General features: G+C 38.4%; 17 protein-coding genes, 1 tRNA gene, 6 pseudogenes and 1 riboswitch. Of the genes and pseudogenes, 2 read left to right on the top strand and 22 right to left on the bottom strand.

Translation table 11 applies throughout. The features are described 5' to 3' along the window. Positions 1 to 32: 32 nt before the first annotated feature. The 12 genes and pseudogenes from M44_RS12480 to M44_RS22920 all read right to left on the bottom strand — a co-directional run bounded on the left by M44_RS12480 (position 33) and on the right by M44_RS22920 (position 9506). Positions 33 to 106, bottom strand: a tRNA-Arg gene (locus M44_RS12480). 127 nt (positions 107 to 233) lie between these two features. After that, positions 234 to 746, bottom strand: coding sequence for a metallophosphoesterase (locus M44_RS12475; protein WP_010174101.1), 513 nt, complete (start codon positions 744 to 746; stop codon positions 234 to 236). Beyond that, positions 743 to 1352: pseudogene (locus M44_RS22930) on the bottom strand (XTP/dITP diphosphatase). The gene M44_RS12475 and the pseudogene M44_RS22930 overlap by 4 nt, the downstream one beginning before the upstream one ends. Before the next feature lies 1 nt (position 1353). Further along, on the bottom strand, positions 1354 to 2097 hold the full coding sequence (gene rph, locus M44_RS12465) for a ribonuclease PH (protein WP_010174095.1): 744 nt from the start codon (positions 2095 to 2097) through the stop codon (positions 1354 to 1356). A 391-nt stretch (positions 2098 to 2488) separates the two neighbouring features. Beyond that, complete coding sequence (locus tag M44_RS12460) at positions 2489 to 3490, bottom strand: GerMN domain-containing protein (RefSeq protein WP_010174093.1); 1002 nt, start codon at positions 3488 to 3490, stop codon at positions 2489 to 2491. Between the two features lie 419 nt (positions 3491 to 3909). Beyond that, positions 3910 to 4704 carry a glutamate racemase gene (racE, locus tag M44_RS12455; protein WP_010174092.1) on the bottom strand — a complete coding sequence of 265 codons (795 nt, stop codon included), beginning with the start codon at positions 4702 to 4704 and terminating at the stop codon, positions 3910 to 3912. Positions 4705 to 4713: 9 nt separating this feature from the next. Beyond that, positions 4714 to 5172: a MarR family winged helix-turn-helix transcriptional regulator gene (locus M44_RS12450; protein ID WP_010174090.1), complete on the bottom strand. Its 459-nt coding sequence runs from the start codon at positions 5170 to 5172 to the stop codon at positions 4714 to 4716. 161 nt (positions 5173 to 5333) lie between these two features. Next, positions 5334 to 5558, bottom strand: coding sequence for a helix-turn-helix domain-containing protein (locus M44_RS12445; protein ID WP_010174088.1), 225 nt, complete (start codon positions 5556 to 5558; stop codon positions 5334 to 5336). Positions 5559 to 5725: 167 nt separating this feature from the next. Then, the gene (locus M44_RS22925; protein ID WP_010174086.1) at positions 5726 to 6142 is read right to left on the bottom strand and encodes a thioesterase family protein; all 417 of its coding nucleotides are present in this window, start codon (positions 6140 to 6142) and stop codon (positions 5726 to 5728) included. Between the two features lie 164 nt (positions 6143 to 6306). Next, positions 6307 to 7071 carry a succinate dehydrogenase iron-sulfur subunit gene (gene sdhB, locus M44_RS12435; RefSeq protein WP_010174084.1) on the bottom strand — a complete coding sequence of 255 codons (765 nt, stop codon included), beginning with the start codon at positions 7069 to 7071 and terminating at the stop codon, positions 6307 to 6309. After that, positions 7071 to 8834 (bottom strand): succinate dehydrogenase flavoprotein subunit, encoded by a 1764-nt coding sequence (sdhA, locus tag M44_RS12430; RefSeq protein ID WP_010174082.1) that lies wholly within the window; start codon positions 8832 to 8834, stop codon positions 7071 to 7073. The genes sdhB and sdhA overlap by 1 nt, the downstream gene beginning before the upstream one ends. Positions 8835 to 8895: 61 nt before the next feature. After that, a pseudogene (locus tag M44_RS22920) lies at positions 8896 to 9506 on the bottom strand (succinate dehydrogenase cytochrome b558 subunit). Positions 9507 to 9878: 372 nt separating this feature from the next. Between M44_RS22920 and M44_RS29985 the strand changes: the two are divergent. Continuing rightward, a pseudogene (locus M44_RS29985) lies at positions 9879 to 10312 on the top strand (YslB family protein). A 76-nt stretch (positions 10313 to 10388) separates the two neighbouring features. On the opposite strand, the pseudogene M44_RS22910 reads toward M44_RS29985, so the two are convergent. The 9 genes and pseudogenes from M44_RS22910 to M44_RS12370 all read right to left on the bottom strand — a co-directional run bounded on the left by M44_RS22910 (position 10389) and on the right by M44_RS12370 (position 21499). Further along, positions 10389 to 11601: pseudogene (locus M44_RS22910) on the bottom strand (aspartate kinase). A 101-nt stretch (positions 11602 to 11702) separates the two neighbouring features. Next, positions 11703 to 11883, bottom strand: a riboswitch (Lysine riboswitch). 65 nt (positions 11884 to 11948) lie between these two features. Then, positions 11949 to 13737, bottom strand: a pseudogene (gene uvrC / locus M44_RS22905) (excinuclease ABC subunit UvrC). Then, entirely contained in the window at positions 13712 to 15124 is a 1413-nt protein-coding gene (locus M44_RS12405) for a glycosyltransferase family 39 protein (protein WP_010174066.1), read from the bottom strand. The pseudogene uvrC and the gene M44_RS12405 overlap by 26 nt, the downstream one beginning before the upstream one ends. Positions 15125 to 15230: 106 nt before the next feature. Then, positions 15231 to 16220: an FTR1 family iron permease gene (locus M44_RS22900; protein WP_010174064.1), complete on the bottom strand. Its 990-nt coding sequence runs from the start codon at positions 16218 to 16220 to the stop codon at positions 15231 to 15233. Positions 16221 to 16245: 25 nt separating this feature from the next. Continuing rightward, a complete protein-coding gene (locus M44_RS12395; protein WP_154098088.1) occupies positions 16246 to 16935 on the bottom strand; it encodes a hypothetical protein in 690 nt (229 codons plus the stop codon). A 174-nt stretch (positions 16936 to 17109) separates the two neighbouring features. After that, entirely contained in the window at positions 17110 to 17811 is a 702-nt protein-coding gene (locus M44_RS12390; protein WP_010174060.1) for a glycosyltransferase family 2 protein, read from the bottom strand. Then, a pseudogene (locus M44_RS22895) lies at positions 17804 to 19272 on the bottom strand (alkaline phosphatase family protein). Before M44_RS22895 ends, M44_RS12390 begins: the two are co-directional and overlap by 8 nt. Continuing rightward, positions 19269 to 20027 (bottom strand): lysylphosphatidylglycerol synthase transmembrane domain-containing protein, encoded by a 759-nt coding sequence (locus M44_RS12380; protein ID WP_010174057.1) that lies wholly within the window; start codon positions 20025 to 20027, stop codon positions 19269 to 19271. The pseudogene M44_RS22895 and the gene M44_RS12380 overlap by 4 nt, the downstream one beginning before the upstream one ends. Positions 20028 to 20338: 311 nt before the next feature. Next, positions 20339 to 21499, bottom strand: coding sequence for a hypothetical protein (locus tag M44_RS12370; RefSeq protein ID WP_010174053.1), 1161 nt, complete (start codon positions 21497 to 21499; stop codon positions 20339 to 20341). 198 nt (positions 21500 to 21697) lie between these two features. Between M44_RS12370 and M44_RS12365 the strand changes: the two genes are divergently transcribed. Further along, positions 21698 to 21880, top strand: a complete 183-nt coding sequence (locus M44_RS12365) for an H-type small acid-soluble spore protein (protein ID WP_010174051.1) — start codon at positions 21698 to 21700, stop codon at positions 21878 to 21880. Positions 21881 to 21970: 90 nt separating this feature from the next. On the opposite strand, the gene M44_RS12360 is transcribed toward M44_RS12365, so the two are convergent. Beyond that, positions 21971 to 22174, bottom strand: a complete 204-nt coding sequence (locus M44_RS12360; protein WP_010174049.1) for a hypothetical protein — start codon at positions 22172 to 22174, stop codon at positions 21971 to 21973. Positions 22175 to 22344: the final 170 nt, after the last annotated feature.

The raw sequence follows: 22344 nt of genomic DNA, 5'->3' as shown, positions 1-22344 counted from the left end.
AAAATCCTTTACTATTTAGTAAAGGTTTTGGACGTCCCAGGAGAGATTCGAACTCCCGACCGACGCCTTAGAAGGGCGTTGCTCTATCCAGCTGAGCTACTGGGACATGTTAATAATGATTGTTTTCCCATCAAAAATTCTTTTGTTTTCTCAAGGACAAGTTTTATTATATTGACTATTAATATCAAAGTCAACACTTTTTTGATAAAATAATCGAGGATTTTTCCCCTCGATTATTTTAAGTTAAATTCAGTTGTTAGCTCAACTAGTTCTTTATGATTTCGGTCGTAAAATTGGACGACAAGTTTTTCGTCTACTGATGTTAGAAGGGCATACGTTTTTTCCGTTCTACCTCTTGGCATTAGAATACTCCCTGGGTTTACAAATAGAACACCGTCTATAATCTCTGCACCAAGCTGATGAGAATGGCCAAAACAAGCGATCGTAGCACCAACCTCACGTGCTTTGTAAGAGAGGTTCATTAAACTCATTTTGACATTATATACATGTCCATGAGTAACAAAGATTTTATGAACTCCCCATTCCACAACCAAATCCTTTGGGTAATTTCCTTCCCAGTCGCAGTTTCCTTTTACACCAACAAATCCTGTCATTTCAGAAGCTGTTTCTTTGAGCTCTGAATCACCACAGTGAATCATCACATCAACATCATTCCGATATAATGATTTCAGTTCACGTAGAACATCTCTGTCCCCATGATTGTCACTCACAATTAATGCCTTCACTTTTCTATCACCTCTAAAATACTTGGTAACTGTTGTGCTAATTTCTTTAATGCATTGCCTCGATGACTCACACTACTTTTCTCATCCTTTGTCAGTTCAGCCATGGTTCTACCTAAATGTTCAACGAAGAAAATCGGATCATACCCAAATCCATTGTGACCTCTTTTTTCTTCTAATATCCTTCCTTCACATGTTCCAAACACCGCCTTTGTTTCTAATCCAGGAGCAGCAATAGCTAAACAGCAGCAAAACCTAGCCGTTCTTTTTTCTTTTAGGAACTCCCTGTAATTCGTTTAAAACCTTTTCCATATTCGCATCATCATTTTTCTCAAGGCCTGCATAACGAGCAGAATAAACTCCTGGTGCACCGTTTAGCGCGTCAATTTCTAAACCTGAATCATCAGCTATTACGAGTGTTTGAAATAGCTTTGAAGCTTCTTCCGCTTTGATTATGGCGTTCTCTTCAAAAGTTGTACCTGTTTCTTCTATATCTAAATCTTTTGCCACATCATTTAGGGTTTTCACTTTGATTCCGTACCCTTCGAACATATGTATAAACTCTTTTGCTTTCCCTTCGTTTTGTGTTGCAATAATAACTTCATTCATCTTAGCTTCCTCCAATTTTACCGGCAATCTCACCTAGTGCCTCTTTTTGAAATTTCATCAACTCTCGGTTCCCCTTCTCTGCAACGGAGAGCAATTGTTGCAGTTCACTCATCGTAAATGTTGCTTCCTCACCCGTCCCTTGTACTTCTACAAATTCACCTGAACCAGTCATGACAACATTCATATCTACTCTTGCGGTACTGTCCTCATCATAACTCAAGTCCAAAATAACCGTCTTTTCTCGATCAATTCCAACACTTATCGCACTTAAAAAATCGTTCACAGGAAATCTTGGTAGCTTCTTTTCCTTACTTATTTTATCAATCGCTATTGTCATTGCAATAAATGCACCGGTTATAGAAGCCGTTCTGGTTCCACCGTCTGCTTGAATCACATCACAATCAATCCAAATTGTACGTTCACCAAGTGCCGTAAGATCCACCACCGCTCTCAGGGAACGACTAATCAATCGTTGAATCTCCATTGTTCTCCCCGTCACTTTTCCTTTAGAGGATTCACGAATGGTCCTTTTTTCAGTAGCTCTTGGCAACATACTATATTCAGCATTCACCCAACCTTTTCCTTCTCCTCTCATAAAAGGAGGAACGCGTTCTTCCACACTAGCTGTACAAATCACTTTCGTTTGTCCTATAGAAATTAACACCGATCCTTCTGGGTGTATTAGATAGTCCGTCTCAATAGTTACAGGGCGAAGCTCATCAACTTTTCGTTCATTCCTTCTCATGGTGCATTCCTCCTTGATGATGTATAGAATTTTTGTTGTTTTGGATAAATGAATGGCAGTGATTTAGTGGACTACGTCCGGGTGTGCGGTAAGACCCAAGTTTGGTGCGGCTTCCACTGTTTCTCGTGCGGGTTTGCTCTCACTGTGGTCGGGTTTCTACACTTCTTGTGCGGACACCTTTTTTCTGTGCGGATATACCCAAGTTTCGTGCGGCTCCCACTGTTTCTCGTGCGGGTTCGCTCTCATCTGGTGCGGGTTTCCTCATTTTTTGTGCGAGCACCTTTTTTCTTTTTATTCAACAATAACCTAAAATTTATTTTCCATTTCAATAAAAAGAGAGGTGGAATAATACCCACCTCATCATCCAGTATATAGTATATCAAATTTCACTTTAAAAACTAATAGCATTTATATCTTCTGGTCTTGAAACTGGCTCGCTGATAGATTCTCCGGATTCATTTAATACTTCTGCCTCTCCGTTTACTGTGATGGCCACTTTTTCGACAGCAGATCCTTCCGTAATCGAAAGTATTAATGAGTTAAGAACGTGTTCAGAAATCATTTTTTGTTCGAAGCTACCAAAGATAAATTCATTGAAATTCAATGTGGCGACACCATCTTTTACAGTAGGAGAGTCTAGTAGTTCAACGTCTGGCATTAATCCCGTAACAAGACCTGAAGATGCATCTGGGCCTTTAATTAATTCGTTGACAACTAATGAAATCGTGTCGGTTGAATTGGAGACGCGCTTCGTTACTGGAACGTAGTAAACCTCTTCACCAGACTGTGCTAAGTAATACACCGTTACGGCTTTTGAGCCTTGAATATCTACCACATCGCTTAGTGTCAAGTTGATTCCATCTTTTCGAGATAGACCTTCTTTTGAGATTGGCGTTCCATTCACAGGCATCTCCGTTAGGGAGTGGCCGTTCACACGGATTTCTACACTCTCTACTCCTTCAAATTGTGTCATGGTCCATGTAATGGATTGAAGGATCGCTTTTTCATCTTGAGCATTATAATTCTCAAACTCTTTTGAGAAATCAACAACCGCTAAGCCGTCTTGTATATCAACATCTACCATTGTATCAGCTGGTAGCACCGCTCTAAAACCATTCGGTAAAATTTCATTTACCGGGCCATTGGCAACTAAGTATTCTAATGCTTGCTTAGCTACACTATTAGTTACGGGTAGAGGTAAATTTTGAGCCACTACGTACCCATTTGCATCAATCAAATATAATTCCGTCATCGTTGTATACTCTTCATCTTCTGTTACAGAACTTGTTACATTTTCCCCATCATTTTGTGCTGCCTCTTCAACAGACCCTTCTTCTAAGTAACTTACATCTTCTGGCGGATCCAATTCTGGATTCCCAGATGTCGGGAACAACCCACATCCTGATAATGCAACAGCCGACACAATTATTGCAGTAGCTGAAATTTTTTTTATAAGAAATCACAGATACCCCTCCTCAAACGGTTTGTACTATATGTATACGGGCTTGTTCCATAAATAGACCAAGTTCTTTTGTGAAAACATTTAAAATTTAAACAAGCTAGTCAGTGACCTCCCCTCCTTTGCATATTTTCATTTTGGTTGCGTCTCAACCTTTCTTACGTTCTATATGACTGTGGTTGCACTTTTTCCCTCTTTTCTAGTGATTGCGCCGATTCTCCCCTACCTTGCTCCTAGACTCACTCTGCTTGCGCTATTTTTTCTAATTTTCATTCTTCTTGCGTCCTACCTCTTAGGAACCAAAAAAAAAAAAAGACCAAAGGCAAATGCCTTTAGCTTATCCATGAAAATACCTATAAAACGATCTTCTCAACATCAACCGCCTCAAACTCCAACCAGCTTTCTGCTATATTTTTAAACAGTTCTACTGACCCAGTTGTAAAGAAACGGTGAGCTGGCTTCGTATCCCCAGCATAAATCAATTCCTGATAATCTAGAATAGCGCTCGCTTCCCGTGCTGTTTCATCGCCGGAACTAATCACTTTCACATTTGAACCCATTACGTCTTGAATAATAGGTTCTAGTAATGGGTAATGTGTACATCCTAAAATAATGGTGTCTAGTGGGTGTTGTTTCATTGATTGAAGTGTATTTTTGACGATTTTTTCTGCAAATGACCCTGTATATTCACCACTTTCAACAAGTGGGACGAATTTTGGGCAGCTTTTGGACCATACTTGAACATCACGATTAATTGTTCGTAACGCACGGTCATACGCTTTACTTTTCACTGTGACGTTAGTTCCCAGGACACCAATTCGACCGGACTTGGTATGTTTTATGGCCGCTCGTGCCCCAGGGTCTATAACGCCAATGACGGGAATAGATAATTTGTGCTTTATTTCGTCTAATACAACGGCTGTAGCTGTGTTGCATGCTATTATAAGCATTTTGATATCATATTGTAATAAATAGTTGGTCAGTTCCCAGGTGAAAGTGCGAACCTCATCTGTGTGACGAGGACCATATGGGCAACGAGCCGTGTCTCCTACATAGTAAATGCGTTCATTAGGCAATTGGCGCATCACTTCTTTAACGACCGTTAATCCCCCTACACCTGAATCAATTATGCCTATCGGTTTGTTCAAGCTTCTCCCTCATTCTGTCTTCATCACTTCGTGAAGTTTTGTAATCTGCTCTTTTAACTGAATAATTTGCTCTTGGTCATAGTCATTTAATTTATCTTGAAGGTAATGTTGACGCTGTACTATTACCTCTTCAATTATTTTTTCTCCTTTTTGTAGGAGATGTATTCGAACAACCCTACGGTCGCCTGTATCTTTTACCCGTTTGACTAACTCATTATTCTCCATTCGGTCAATAAGATCTGTTGTTGTGCTATAGGCTAAATACATTTTATTCGAAAGTTCCCCAATTGTCATGTCTCCTTCTTCAAATAACCATTGAAGGGCCACAAATTGTGGAGGGGTAATTTTATATTCATTTAAAATTTCTCTACCTTTTTGTTTAATGATAGAGGATATGTAGCGAAGGTCTTTCTCAATATCTGCTACCGCATTGACTAATTTTTCGTTTTTCCAATCCTTACTTTCCATATATCCCTGCACTCCCTAAACTTCTAATAGTATTATTGTCTCCTTTTTTTCTTTAAATTTCAAGATATTGCATAACCATAAGTTCTTTTGTGAAGCTAGAATTGTTTTTTTCTTTTGATTTACAAAAAAAAGCAACCCGATTAATCAGGTCGCTTCTTTTCCTATAATTTAAGTTCACCCATACGTAGTAATTCTACTACTGCTTGTGAACGCCCCTTTACGCCTAACTTTTGCATGGCATTCGAAATATGATTACGAACTGTTTTCTCGCTAATAAATAATTCACCAGCGATTTCTTTCGTTGTCTTGTCTTGAACAAGTAGTTCAAATACTTCGCGTTCTCTTCTTGTTAGTAAAGGTTTGTGAGCAAATTCATTTTCCTTCAATTATGTGAACCCTCCTTGCCTTCGCCAGCTAAAACACTCGGGATGGGTATTGATATGTCATCAACATATCATATGTTAGAGTGACAAAAGGAGTGCTATTGCATAAGAGAAAGAAAAAAAATAGGCCCTATTTCGCTAACTTAACCGCTCCCAATTTTCTCAATTCCTCACTCCAAGGCACACCTTACTGTTAATTTGGACATCTGGATGATACTACCTCTCCCCACAAAACAAATTTCATTTTGAGTATTTACTGCCATATAATGCAAATCCATCGAAGATGTGCCTATACTATTTGTTTTAACATATATTTTTAATGTTTCTTCGAAGAACACTTGCTTTAGGTAGTGACATTGTAGATCACCGACGACGGGTATACAGTCACTACTATCCTTTAACCATTCCTTCATTAAGCCTTGATGATTAAAATATTCAATTCTCGCTTGTTCAAAGTACGTAAACGGAATCGTATTATTCAAGTGTCCAAACATATCCGTTTCAGAAAAACGAACCTTCACTTCATTGTAAAATTGAAATGATTCTCTCCATGAACAGTAGTCGTCTATATATGTAATCTGTTTCACCTTAACATCCCCTTCGTTATAAAATGAATGAACATTCATTCTTTAATTATACAAGACAACCCGTGTTTATCACCAGCTTTTTACAATCAAACCGGAAAATTGCTCTTGAAAGATGTAAAAGTAATAAAGCTCTCCGTCTTAAGCAGGACGGAGAGCTTTATTTCTTATACCATATTGTCGCTTCCGAAGAAGTTTTTAAACATTTGGAACGTTGTGTCGCGGTTTAGTGCTGCAATGCTTGTTGTTAAAGGGATTCCTTTTGGACAAGATTGAACACAGTTTTGAGAGTTCCCGCAGTTAGCAAGACCACCATCACCCATAATGGACTCTAAGCGCTCATCTTTGTTCATCGCGCCCGTTGGATGTGCGTTAAATAGTCGAACTTGTGAAAGTGGAGCAGGCCCAATGAAATCTGACTTGCTATTAACGTTTGGACATGCCTCTAAACAAACACCACACGTCATACATTTTGATAATTCATATGCCCATTGTCTTTTCTTTTCAGGCATACGTGGACCAGGTCCTAAATCATACGTACCGTCGATTGGAATCCAAGCTTTGACCTTTTTAAGAGAATCAAACATTCTACTACGGTCTACCTGAAGGTCACGAACGACTGGGAACGTACGCATTGGCTCTAATCGGATTGGCTGCTCAAGCTTATCAATTAGGGCTGTACAGGATTGTCTTGGTTTTCCGTTGATGACCATCGAACAAGCACCACATACTTCCTCTAAACAACCCATATCCCAAGAGATAGGAGCTACTTCCTTTCCATCGGAGTTAATAGGATTACGACGAATTTCCATTAGGGCTGAAATCACATTCATATTTTTGCGATAAGGAACTTTAAACTTTTCAACGTAAGGTTCTGACTCAGGCATGTCTTGTCTTACAACTTCAAATAGAATCGTTTTATTTTCGCTCATTATGCTTTAGCCCCTTTCTTTTTCGTATAATCACGCTTACGAGGCTGAATTAAAGATGTGTCCACATCTTCATAATGGAATTCAGGAGAATTATTTCCTGGGTTATATTTAGCCATAGTCGTTTTTAACCACTCTTCATCGTTACGATCTGGGAATTCAGGTTTATAATGCGCACCGCGGCTTTCGTTACGGTTCAATGCACCAATCGTCACTACACGAGATAGGTGTAACATATTCTCTAACTGACGAGTAAAGACAACCCCTTGATTACTCCATTTAGCTGTATCGTGAATGTTAATGTTTTTAAAACGTTCCATTAACTCTAAAATCTTATCATCTGTTTCTTGTAATTTTTTGTTTTCGCGAACAACAGTAACGTTATCTGTCATCCACTCTCCTAATTCTTTGTGTAGGATATACGCATTCTCTTTTCCTTCTAGGGATTGAATGCTGTTCCATTTTTCTTCAGCTTCTTTTACATGACGTTCAAATAATGTAGAAGACAGGTCCTCTGCACTTTTCTCTAATCCGTTAATATAGCGTACCGCGTTTGGTCCAGCAACCATACCACCATAGATCGCTGATAACAATGAGTTGGCACCCAGTCGGTTTGCACCATGCTGAGAATAATCACATTCACCCGCTGCAAATAAGCCAGGAATATTCGTCATTTGATCGTAATCTACCCAAAGTCCGCCCATTGAATAGTGAACGGCAGGGAAAATTTTCATCGGAACTTTGCGAGGATCGTCACCCATGAATTTTTCATAGATTTCGATAATACCACCAAGCTTAATATCTAGTTCCTTAGGATCTTTGTGTGAAAGATCTAAATACACCATGTTCTCTCCGTTAACACCTAGCTTTTGATTGACACACACATCGAAGATTTCACGTGTAGCAATATCACGAGGTACTAGGTTACCGTATGCTGGGTATTTTTCTTCAAGGAAATACCAAGGTTTTCCGTCTTTGTATGTCCAAACACGTCCACCTTCACCACGTGCAGATTCACTCATTAAACGTAGCTTGTCATCTCCTGGGATGGCTGTTGGATGAATTTGAATGAACTCACCGTTTGAGTAGTAAGCACCTTGTTGATACACAATCGATGCAGCTGCCCCCGTGTTAATAACCGAGTTCGTACTTTTACCAAAAATAATTCCAGGTCCACCTGTTGCCATAATGACGGCATCCGCTGGGAATGCACGGAATTCCATTGTCTTTAGATCCTGTGCGATAACACCACGAGCTACACCCTCATCATCAATGACAGTACCTAAAAATTCCCAGCCTTCATATTTTGTAACAAGACCCGCCACTTCATGTCGACGAACTTGCTCATCAAGAGCATATAATAATTGCTGACCAGTAGTGGCTCCAGCAAAAGCTGTACGGTGATGCTGAGTTCCACCAAAACGGCGGAAATCAAGTAATCCTTCTGGCGTACGGTTGAACATAACTCCCATACGGTCTAACAAGTGAATGATACCTGGTGCTGCTTCTGTCATAGCTTTAACAGGAGGTTGATTTGCTAAGAAGTCTCCCCCGTATACTGTATCGTCAAAGTGTTCCCAAGGAGAATCCCCTTCCCCTTTTGTGTTAACTGCTCCATTAATACCACCTTGGGCACAAACAGAGTGAGAACGCTTTACAGGTACAAGTGAAAATAATTCAACTTGTGTGCCTGATTCAGCTGCTTTAATCGTTGCCATTAGGCCGGCAAGCCCACCGCCAACGACAATAATTTTTCCTTTACTCATTCGAAGCTCACTCCTTTATTCGTAAAAAGCCTTTTAGACTAGTAAGTTATGATTCTATTTCTTATACAAATGCAAAAAGTGCACGAATTCCAACATAGGATAATGCTACAAACACACCTAGGGTAATGTAAGTTGTAATAAGTTGTGAGCGTGGTGACACCGTGATACCCCAGCTTACACAGAATGACCATAGACCATTCGCAAAGTGGAACACAGTTGATACGACTCCGATGATATAGAATGCAAGCATCCATGGATTACTTAAAATATTTTCCATCATTTGAAATTCACTTCTTCTCCAAATGCTGCCTGAACACGTGTCTCCCACACATGCCAAGAAATAAAGATTAACGTGACAACACCTGAAATTCTTTGTAAGTAGAACATCCAGTTTCTAAAAAATCCGTATTTTGCGGTATTGTTCTTTGCTGTAAAGGCTATATATAAGCCATAAATGGCATGAAATAATAGCGGTAAAAAGATAACAAATGTCTCTAACACATATCGAAAAGGCAAGCTTTCCATAAAATGTGCCGCATCATTAAATGCTTGTTCCCCTCTGACAGCAAAATGGTTGACCACTAAATGTTGAATTAAAAAAATACCAACAGGAATGACTCCTAGTAATGAATGAAGTCTTCGTAACAAATACTCCTTGTTGTTCCCAGCCATGAATTTACCCCCTCCTAAATGATCAGCAAGTTTCTCTATATAGTAAGAAAATAGTATTCTAATAGAGTCACTAGCTAAATTATATAACAATTATGTGACAAGTTCATTTTACTCCCATGAAGTGTAAGCGTCAAGAAAACGGATACAATTTCCTTACTTTTCGAAAATTTCTTTCCAAGTAAGCTTAAAACAAAACAGACTATTCTGTCTATTGTTAAGATGTTTAGAATCGGTTCCTTCCTTCAGTGAGCTATATTGCAATAATATTGCTGTAGCATTCCTTTCATTCAAAACAAAGAAAAAAATCTCTATCAGTTTTTGGATGAATTTTTCTCAGATGGTGTATATAATATACGGTAGAGAAAGTGAGGAATGACATTGAAGAAAAGTTCAGAAGCAAATGAGCATTTACATATAGAATCCTCTTCTTCATTCGGTTATGAATTAATTCGTGATTTCATCATGCCTGAGTTACTTGGAAAGCATACTCCTGAATTACTTTATTGGATGGGGAAGCATGTCGCTAGAAAATTTCCACTTGCTACATTTGAAGAGGTAGCCGAGTTTTTAAAGAGGCCAATTGGGGAGAGCTTCAAATTGTAGAAGACAGAAGATCTTTCAAGGTCTATCAGCTGAGTGGACCCATAGTAGAAAGAAGACTTCAAATGTATAGCGAGCCTTCATTTAAATTGGAAGCCGGATTTCTTGCAGAGCAATACCAGCAGCACCATAGTGTATTAACAGAATGCTTTGAACAAATTAAAAAACGTTACCGAACAGATACACTTTACAGTGCAGTGGGATAAGCACGATACCATATGACGTATGTGATTTAAAGGAGTAGGACCTTTCCTACTCCTTTCTTGTTTTTCAAAAAATTGATCATCCACAAATAAATTGATCGTGCAATACGTTTGATGCTTTCTCCATCAAATCATTTGAAACGATTACACTTACTTTAATCTCAGATGTACTAACCATTTTAACTGGAATGCCCCCACCTGATAACGTGGTAAAGATTTTAGCCGCTACTCCTGGATTTGAAATCATCCCAGAACCTACGGCAGAGACCTTTGCTAATCCTTCTTCAAATTCTATTTCTTTAAAGCCTAAAACCTCTTGTTTTCTTACTAACAGATTGGTTGCTTGTTCAACATCCTCGCTATTTACTGTGAATGATAGGTTCATAGAGCCATCTTCTAATTGACTATGAATAATAATATCTACGTCAATTTGTTCAAGTGCTAATGCACTAAAGATTTCCCCTAATCCAGAAGATTGCTCTGTTAATCCGAATAATGTTATACGTGCCACATTTTTTTCAAAAGCAATTCCTTTTACAATTAATTGATCTTCCATTGCGTTCTCCTCCGTAATCATTGTTCCTCTATCCGCAACCATGCTTGAGCGAACTTCTAATTCAACATGATAATTTTTAGCAAATTCAACTGCTCGTGGATGAAGAACTCCTGCCCCTAAATTAGCAAGCTCCAGCATTTCATCATAAGAAATGGTGCTTAATTTTCGTGCATGTCCAACTACTCTTGGATCTGAAGTATATACTCCATCCACATCGGTATAAATGTCACAGCGATCTGCCCCTAGCTTTGCTGCTAATGCGACAGCCGTTGTATCAGAACCACCACGACCTAGTGTTGTTATATCCCCATCTGCTGATATGCCTTGAAATCCAGCGACGATGACAATTTGTTCTGTTTCTAGCTTTGAATGAATTTTTTCTGTTTGTATGTCTTCAATTCTTGCATTTGAAGGAACGGCTTCCGTCATAATCCCCGCTTGCCATCCTGTATACGAAATGGCTTGATGCCCTCTTGCTTGTAGTGCCATAGCTAGTAATGAGATTGTCACCTGTTCTCCCGTACTTAATAGCATATCCATTTCTCGTTTAGACGGTGTACCCGTTAACTGCCCTGCTAGGGAGACGAGTTGATCCGTTGTTTTCCCCATAGCCGACACGACCACAACAATTCGATTTCCTTTTGTTTTTTTCTGCTTCTACAATGGTAGCTACGTTTTGAATTCTTTCTATACTTCCCACTGAAGTACCACCAAATTTTTGTACAATCAATGCCATGTTGTTCCTCCTATCCTCTTGTAAGGAGAGCCGTCAAAATGAAAAAGGCAATGAGAGATAGTCTCTCATTGCCTAATAATCGTAAAAGATACCATTTATTGGCGTGAGATAGCTCTCCAAGATCAACATCTTGACAGTCGTACATCTATTAAATGCACAACCAGTACATTTGTTTATGAGAACAAATATACTTCGGCGAATCACCCTTTCTTACTTCTTCTTTTGGAAAGCTCATCCTTTCAAGAAGAGAATACTCTTGATCTTCGCACCTCTATCACCACTTAAAAAGTGATAATATATGAAATTTTCAAACCTTAGTATAACAGACCAGCAATCGCCAGACAATGCTATTCTTGCAATTTTGCAAACAATTCTTCTGCTACATTTTTCGGTACACCAGCTTCAACTAGTTGCTCCTGGGTAGCATCTTTCTATTTTTTTTAATGATCCAAAATGCTTGAGAAGTTGTTTTTTTCGCTTAGGTCCAATACCAGCAATATCATCTAAGACTGATTGGAATGCCGTTTTTCCACGAACTTGGCGATGAAACGTAATGGCAAACCGATGCACTTCATCTTGAATACGCTGTAATAAATAAAACTCCTGACTTCTTCTACCTAATGGGACGGTTTCTAAAGGATTTCCGTAAAGTAGCTCAGCTGTATTATGCTTGTCATCCTTTGCAAGTCCCGCGATAGGAATGTCTAAGCCAAGTTCATCTTCGATGATTTCACGGGCTGCTTCTATTTGTCCTTTTCCTCCGTCAATAATAATAAGATCTGGTAAAGGTAAATTTTCCTTCAAAACTCTCGTATATCTCCTTCGTACAACCTCTCTCATCGATTCATAGTCATCAGGACCTTTAACTGTTTTAATTTTATATTTCCTGTATTCCTTCTTTGCCGGTTTTCCATCAATAAACACGACTAGGGCAGATACAGGATCGGCACCTTGAATATTTGAGTTATCAAAGCTTTCAATTCGAAAAGGTGTATAGATATTCATCGCCTTACCGAGATTTTCTACTGCTTTTATCGTTCGGTCCTCATCACGTTCTATTAAGGCAAACTTCTCACCTAGGGCAATCTTTGCATTTTTCGTTGCTAAATCAACTAGCTGTTTTTTTTGCCCACGCTGTGGTTGGAACGTTTTCACTTCTAATAGCTGCTCGACTAAATCCATTTCTACATGTTCTGGAAGATAGATTTCTTTTGGTTTAAAGTGATTTGATTTCGTATAGAAGGTACCAAGAAACGTAAGAAATTCTTCACTGGGTTCATTGTAAATAGGGAACATACTCACGTCACGCTCAATTAATTTTCCTTGTCTCACAAAAAATACTTGAACACACATCCACCCTTTTTCAACCGCATATCCAAATACATCTCGATCAGTAAAGTCGGTTTGCGTCATTTTTTGTTTTTCCATTGTTGCTTCAATGTGTTGAATTTGGTCTCGGTACTCTTTCGCGCGCTCAAACTCTAATTTTTCTGCTGCCTCTTCCATTTTAACCTGAAGTTCTTTTTTTATATCCTTGTATCCTCCGTTTAGAAAACGAGTGATTTCCTCTTTCATTTCTTTATACGTGTCATTAGGGACTTCTTTCACGCAAGGAGCAAGGCATTGGCCCATATGATAATACAAGCAAACTCGATCTGGTAGCGTATTGCATTTGCGTAAGGGGTACAAACGGTCTAAAAGCTTTTTCGTTTCATTGGCCGCCCCAACGTTTGGATACGGTCCGAAATACTTCCCCTTATCTTTTTTAACCTTCCTAGTGGTGATAAGTCTTGGGTGACGTTCCGCCGTTAATTTAATAAATGGGTACGTTTTATCATCCTTTAACATCACGTTGTACTTAGGGTCATGTTTTTTAATCAAATTTAGCTCTAGTATTAAGGCTTCTAAATCAGATGAAGTGACAATATATTCAAAATTCTCTATCTCCCCAACTAGACGCTGTGTTTTCCCATCATGTGAGCCAGTAAAATAGGAGCGAACACGATTTTTAAGGATCTTCGCCTTCCCTACATAAATAATGGTCCCTTGACGGTCTTTCATCAAATAACAACCTGGTTGGTCAGGAAGTAGAGCTAATTTATGTTGGATTTTATCGTTCAATACCTTCACCACCATTTTTCCATTCGTACAATACAATCGTTGAATAAATTGGATCTCTTAAAGACATAGAATCAAACCGTTTTACCTCGTTAATGTGTTCTGTAATATCTACACCCTGCTCAATAAACCCTTCAATCACATGATTCGTTAATAAAATAGGGCCTTTTTCATTTCGGGCGTCTCCCAAGAATTGTTCGTACGTATACATTCGTTTATGTGTAAAGTCTGCCTCTAAATAGCCAAACACTCGTGTTTCTTCCCATGTGTACACAGTAGCCTGTACATATTCTGATTCCACAAATTCTTTTACCTGATAGACTGCAGGTAATTCTTTATGCGCTTGCCATAAAAGCTGACACGTGACAAAGAATTGAGCAGACACCATGGTAATAACTAGAACTCGACCGAGTCTTCTACCCTCTTTTAACATAATTATGGAGCAAAACATACTAAACAATCCTACTAGCGGTAGTATATGCCTAGCTTTCTCTATGTTCTGAGCGAAAAATGCCCATATAAAATAGGAAATGAATAATAGAGAAAGGAGTGGTAAAAACCCATCTTTCTTCCACTTTGTTAAATGGTTGATTGTATAGAGTACTAAACTTGAGAATACCATAAACAGTAATAGGTTTTCACTGGAAATACCTATCCAAAAAATGTTAATCATGTAGGTAGACAAGCGAGCTAAGCCTAAGGTTGACTCATTTACCGCTCCTCCCCATTCTGTGAAATGACCTTCTGTGAAACCCGTCGCAAGTTGGTAAAGTGATACAATACCACCTGAATTAGCAGCAAGGGCACTCCCCCAAATCCCTATACCTATAACTCCTACACTCATGCCATAGACTAGAGGTGTAAGGGGTCTTTTTGCTTTCCATTCCACGTAGGCAAGATACACTAGCCCTGTCCCTAACGGCAAATAAGATAATCTTACTCCTAAAAGAACGGCAAACAGTAGAAACGGCCACTCTATTCCTTTTTGCTCGTTGACAAACCGGAAGATGGCCCAAATATACCACCACATCACACCCAGTGCCATTCCTTCCGACATAGGAAGGCTGCTAATTAGGGAAGTATACGGAACCGTTTGTATTAAAAGCACAACTAGGATACTAGAAGACTTATCAAGAAAATATCGTGATAGATAATAAATTGGAACGCTAGCACTTGCATACACGATCTGATTAGCAAGTGCTAGGGATTGATCACCACTAGAAAATAGTTGGTGAATGATCATTCCTGTTAAGATAAACAAGGGGTAACCTGGGAAGTGAGGCTGCATTTTCCATAGGTCATATTCAAATAGCCCTAAAACATAATCCACTTCGTCCCATGTAGCTACATAGGGAGAAACAAATACTAGTTTCATTAAGATGATAATAAAAATAGCACATATCATAAATCCAGTCCAAGCTCTTTTTTTCTATGTTTTCGATTCCTATCAATTAAGTTATTCTTTATTTTACTAAGGATAAGAAAAAAAGGACGATCCGGAGATCTGCCTTTTACGATTCTGTCACCTGAGGGACATTCCCTTCTTTGCCGTTTTGAATGGATGCCTTTTGCTGTTCTGGAGAAACCGGAACCGATTTTCTTAGCTTAAACGTTATCTTTCCTGTGTTGACGAACCTCATCCAAATATAGGCAAAGATAAAGTACAACCAATACGCTAGAAACTGCTCTAGTGAAGGATTGTGAGTGTATCCGAACATGGCGGCAAAGAACAAGCCAATTTGACCATTGATTAAAACAGATTCTCCTGTATCGCGTTCAAAGTGAATCTGATCTTGAAAATGTTCTGGCATAAATTGAACAATATTATATAACTCCTGTGGTTTTCCTTCTGCAGATGTATACAAGGATCCCATTTTGCCTAAGTCTTGTAAAATACCAATTCCTTGAACTAGAAATCCAGCTGCGATGAAAAGAATAAATATTCCTGTTATTCGGAAGAAGGCTTTAAGGGAGATCTTCATTGTTCCAGAGAAAAATAAATACCCAATTACGAGAGCCATTAGTAATCCACTTAATGCACCGAAGCTTTGAAATACCTTTGTTACATCTCCACCACTAATCGCAGCAAAGAAAAAGACGGTTTCAATTCCTTCGCGAAGGACGATCAAGTACGAGTGGATGACCATTGCCGAAACACTTCCGGCTGTAATCGCTGCTTGAATTTTCTCCTGCATCTCATCATTAATGCCTTTTGATTGCTTCTTCATCCAAAGTACCATATGACTCAGTAAAATAACCGAAGCAAACATAATACTTACTTTAATATACACCTCGGAACCAAACGTTGCGAATCCTGTAAGCACTACTTGGAACAACAAGGCAACCAGGAATGAAGAAATTAACGCTAAGATAACCCCAACATACACCCATTTTTTATATTGATCTGCTGATAGTCTAGTTAAATAAGATAGTATTAACCCTACAATCAGTATTGCTTCTAATGCTTCACGTAATGTAATAAGAAACGCCTGAAAATCCATGATGATCTCCCCTTCATCCAAGAGATTATGATGATTTCTTCTGTTTTCTCTTATTCAGAAGAATCATAATGAGTAGAAATGCAATAAGTCCAACTGACAGCCACAACCAAAACGAAGATCCGCCTGCTTCATTCCAGTTACTTAAAATATCCAAGTTTTCTTCCGTTAAATGATCATCATTTACCTCGGAAACAATTGGAAACATCGGCGTGATTTCATTTAAGATGAACTCAATATTCGTTTGAAAAACTACTGGATCATTTTCCTGACTGCCAATCCCAAACAAACCAGGATTCCCTAAAGCGGTTAACGCCTCATCAAATGCTTGATAAATATTATCTGAGGTTTGTTGATCTTTTTGTTCAACAACTAGAGGTTCTAATACGCTGTAGGTTCCTCTAGCTTTTGCAAGTAAAAGCTTAGCTTGACCGTAGTCATCAAACTGTTCCTCAGCAAAATGTAAGCGACGTTCGATATTTAGTCTTAATGCAGCTTGCCAGCTTCGTAAGACAACGTCGCCATTTTCACTTTCTATGCCTGCTTCAAGATCACTTTGAACATTCGTAAAATATAAATTAAAATCCTTTTTATGAGCTTCATAGATTTCTTTCACGTTCTCCCAATTACCTTGTTCAACATGAGCATCTAGCTCTTTATAGGCTTCTGCAATCGCTTCTTCACTAGGATCTCCATAAGAGTAAGCGCTAACTGACATTGGTGAAACTATGTAAATGAGAATCATATTCAATAATAGAGACAAAAAAAATACCGTTCAGTTTATTCATTCTTCGTTCGCCCTTTCAAACATTCTACCCTAATGATCACTTTCTACTTTAATGATATTGATTATCATTACACTTGTCAATGGTACAATCACGATTCGAGCACATTATTTGATAGTCTTTCTCATTTCTTTATAAATAGCAGGGATCACATTTGTTATGTAGGCTTTAAATTTAATAAATGATTGTCCTTTCGTTCTCACACGATAGGTAATAGGAACTTCTTTCATTCGATATCCTTTTCTTATGATATTTAGAGTGATGACCTGAGCATAATTATAATCATGAATAATTTCTGCCGAACGGCACACCTCTCTAGAAAAAGCCCTCATCCCTGACTGCCCATCATAAATCCATTTCTGTAAAAGAATCGATTGAATTAGGGTGAACACATAATTCCCAAGTCTTCTGTGTAGCTTCATTCCGTCAATGGTTCCTAAAAAACGAGATCCCATCGTGTAATCCGCTTCTCCTTTTAGAATAGGGGATATCAAATCTGGAATTTGTTCTGGAGGATATTCACCGTCTGCATCGATCATCACGGCAATATCGCACCCCAACTCATACGCTTCTCTTAAGCCCCTGCGAACGGCTGCCCCTAGCCCTTGGTTATGATTTTGTTTAAAAATTGCATCTGCTCCTGCTTCACGGGAAATTCGAATGGTTTCATCCACAGATCCATCATCAATAACGATAACTTGTACGTCTACGTTTGGATGAAAGTCACGGGGAATGTGTCGGATGACTTCCCCAATGGACTCTTCTTCATTGTATGCAGGTAAAAAGACGATTACCCGTTGTTTATTCATGTTCGTTCTGGTCCTTTCTTTTAAAAGCTTCTGTTAAAACAGGTCCTTTGGCATGGTCAGGAAATGGAGCACCTAATAAAAAGGCGATGGTGGAAGCAAGGGATACTAAACTTCTTTTCTCCTCTACTTTCTTTCCTTTCACAATGTCAGGTCCATGCATAATAAATGGAACGAATCTCTCTCCTTCATCTAAGTGACCGTGTCCACCAATACCATCAGCTTGACCGTGGTCTGCACAAACAATGAATGTGGTATTTTTCATATATCCTTCTTCCTGTAAAAACTCCACAAACTCTTCAACCAAGCGGTCCGCTTCTTCAATTTTTTCAATATAATCATCGTAAAGAACACCACGGCTATGACCAATTTGATCTGTACCTATTAGCTGTACAACAAATAAATCGGGGTTTTCACTTCTCATAATTTCTTTTGCACCATCAATGGTTTTACGATCCGCTTCATCGTGTTTCATAACGGCTGTAATAGGATCTACATCAGAACCAAATGAATCGACAAGATGAGCAATCCCAAGTAATCGTCCTTTTTTTCCTAATTTTACGAAGGCTATCAAAAATACTTTCAACTTTTATCCCTAATGTCCATACCATATTTGATTTAATTCCATGTTCATGAGGATAAGTACCAGTAAACATGGAACTAAAACAAACGACCGTTCTTGCAGGATAGACGGTTTCCATATTGGTATACTCTGTTCCTTGCTCTTTTAGCTTGTCTAAAAATGGCGTACGAGCTTCGTAAAATCTCTCTTTTCTCATTCCATCTATAACCACAACAATAACTTTTTCACTTTTTGGCAGGTCCTCTATATCCGGCACAACGGCTAATTGATCATACATTTTAGGTTTCCAGTCAAACAAATAACGATGAAGAATAAATGCTAATAAGAAGACTACAGCGTAAAAAGACCCGTACCAGATAGTAGACAGAGATTGCCCTTGTAGTAGCGTAACATATGTAAATTGCCATACATTTACTAGCAGAAGAAACTTTGGCAGCTGCTCCTGTGCATTTCCACTAGTAGAGTCGCTATGCTTTAACACTAGCTTCCAAAACCGTTTGAAATTCCACCATGTGGTTCCGATCCGTAGATGGTAGTAAAAGGTGCCCCAAAAAAATAACGGTAAAAAAGAAGTACAGCCCGAGTGCTATCAAACTTAATGCATTGAACCACTCACCACCTATTACTAAATAAATTACAACAGGAATCCACAAGTAGTTTCTTAGAAACAAGGGAAAATCATAAAAGAAATATAAGATCATCAATGGTAGCACAATAAAAAAGCTAAGAATTAGTGGTCCTAAATAACTTAGTTGTAACCCCGCTATGAATTGGTAAAGAAGAAATGTGCCAATGACAAAGATAGGTGTAAAAGGTTTCCTTCGTTTAGTAAATTCCAGCATCTAGCTGCTATTTTTTCTAAATTTTGAAGCTCGTTTCACGGTTGTTTCACTCCTTTAACTTCCTGTGACAGTGTTTTATACGAAAGTGGAATAGGATATCTTAACCAAACAACTAAACCTATAGCGTAAGAAAATATAAATTTAAGTCCGTGTGTAATTACACTGATTTCAAAACCGTCAGAAGCATGAACTCCTACCATTTGTAAGCTATAGGTCATAATGGTTTCATAGGTAGCAATCCCCCCAGGTGTGATCTGAAACACTTGTCCAAGAATGGTTATGCTATTTACCCATACCGTTTCTAGAAAATTAATTTCAAATGGATACGACTTTAATACGGACCATAGTAAAAATGCTTCTAGGACCCAACTAACAAAAATCAATAAAAATGTACCAAGCATGGACCTTGACCATATCATGTGAATGACATCCGAAAATAATGACTTTATTTTATTTGGCCATCTTTTATAATTCAGCAGCACGATTATCAAGATTGCCAATAGAACCGCAACCCCTATAAACCAACTTTTTTTAATATGAATTGCGTGCAATCCTATTCCTAAGAGTAGAAGAATACCCAATGAAATGATGTCTAGAAGCCGCGCAACGACTACAGAAGAAATCACTAGAGGAAAAGAGAGGTGATCTCGCTGCCATGCAACATAACCTCTTACCACCTCTCCCCCCTTCATAGGTAAAAGATGATTAAAAAATAAACTATATAAAATACCATATAAAGAAGTTTTAAAAGATAAATGAGGAGATACTAATCGCGTCCAAGCTATAGCCTTCAAAAAAAGCTACTACCATAAAGAAATAATCCCGTTATAAGCCACACAGGATGTTGAATAAGCGGGGATAAAATAGAGTGGAGTTCCAACGCATTTGCGTATTTATATGAAAGTACAATAAATAAGAGGATTAATATCACACCAATTATTCTTTTACCCATCTTAATTCCTTGCTTTACCATCCTAACTACCAGCTTTCTTATGAACTAAACCTTATTCATTGTACACTAAACCACAAGGTTATGCGATTTCTTCTCATTATCCAGTTCACATTCTTTGCAGCAAAAAAGCCGCTATGCGCGGCTTTTCAGCAATTATAGATTAGAAATTTCTGTTACGATTTCTTCTTTTAATTTCTTCGCTTCTTCTACGTTTTCACTAGCTACCGCTTCAAAGAAAGCTTCACCTTTTTCTAGTAACGCAGTAGTAGCTTCTTCTCCATTAGCTTTCGTTAGGTCAACAGCAAGCATGGATAAGAACATATTCCCTTCCATTGCGTCTACTTTTGCCTCAACTAGGTTACCTTCTTCTAAAACTTTGATAGTATTTTCATAGTAACCAGAAGACTTCGCTTTCATTGCCTGAACGAATAAGCTTTCAACTTCTTCTGCATCTATTTCATCCGCTTTTTGTGTAAGGGAGAATAAATCATTTAATTTTGTCACAGCTTCTTCGTCTGCTCCAGATAGAGAACCTTTAATTGCTTGAAGGAATCCGTAAGCCTCTGCTTGTTTTTCTGTTAACTCTTCAAGGGAGGCACCCTCTTCGATTCCTGCACCGATTTTCTCACCATACGATTTAGACGCTAAGTAGTAGCTCTTATAAATTGACTTGTCCGTGATCTGCAAGTATACAGCGAATTCTTCCGCATTCTCTGCTGCTAGTGCTTCTTCTTGAACAGCTAGTCCGTTATTAATGTTTTCTACCATAGAGTTTTCGCCAGTTAATTCATAGTACTCATCACGCTTTGTTGCTGTTGGGATGAAGACTTCAGACGCTAAAACTTTAATCTCTTCAAAGCTAGAGTTCGCTTCTCCCTTTTTCCTTCTTCCATCAATGCTAGCGTACCTTTTTGAAGATCTTTTTGTCTTTTTATAGAAATAGCTTTGAGTTAATTTATCAACTTGTTGACGAGCTACGTTAGGATCTACATCTCCGCTTTTTCCAGCCTCAATAAATGCTTCAATTCCTTGTGCTAATTCGCCGTCCACTTCATTTATTTTGGCTTGAAGATGATCTGTATATAATGTAGAAACGGTTTCCCAGTTTACTTCTTGATCTTCTTTCATTTTTTCAAGCTCAGCCTTGATATCTTGGTATGCTGTAATTTCTTCTTGAACTGCTACTTCTGTAGTAGCTTCAGATGCAGCTTCTGTTTCTGTTGTTTCTTCTGTTGTTTCTTCTGCTGTTTCTTCTGCTTGCTCTACTTTAACTTCTTCTTCCTTCGCTTCCTCTTCACCACAGGCTGCTAACAAAACGGTTGTTGCTAATAGGCCTGCAAAAATCTTTTCTTTTTTTCATGGTGAACCCTCCATTAGTATGTAGACTTTCTTTATCTATGGTGATTATATCGATAACGATTCTCAATGTCAACGATAATTTTTCTCACTATGCATAAGTTCTACTCCTTTATCTAAAGCTAAATAAGTAGCAAATGGTAGGAGGAATTTCATATGGAAAGTAAACGAGTGAAACAGATTTTATCTTCTTCAGCTGATATTAAAGTTACGTACAATGGTGTGAATGTATGGATTGACTCTGTATCTGAGGACGGTCAAACTGCGACTGTACATTTACGAGGGCCGCTAGAAGAACGTTCAGTTGTACCCATAACAGAATTAATGGAACAAGAGTAATGACATAAAAAAAGTGAGCAACTTTTCCCTGTTGCTCACTTCTTTTTTTTTAGTCATCTACTGAGAATATCAAATATCACTGTTACGATTTTAACTAGATTGTGATTCTGATCTTACTTCATTTTCCACTTTAACAATCCATTTGTAATAAACAATTAATATCATTAATAAGATTGGGTCAATTAACATGGAGTATTTTAATTTCCACCAACCATAATGAAAGTAACCCAACGGCTCAGGTAGTAAAGCCAATACCTCGTAGAACACGATAATGGAAAGAATAAGTCCAATCATATGACAGTCCTTTTTGAACGCATACTTCACCAAAAGACACCAACGAAGAAAGTACTTGTGCACTTTCGAGAAGTCCTCGCCATTTGCTCCAGTCAACAGCTTTGTTAAACAGAGCCTTTTTTAAAAGTATCTCCTTTCGTTTTTTTATTCAAGGGGAAACTATCTTGTAT

Source organism: Bacillus coahuilensis m4-4, assembly GCF_000171615.1.
Lineage (GTDB): Bacteria > Bacillota > Bacilli > Bacillales > Bacillaceae_K > Bacillus_T > Bacillus_T coahuilensis.
The sequence above is the reverse complement of the archived record's forward strand: the minus strand, read 5'-3'. Positions and strand labels throughout refer to the sequence as shown.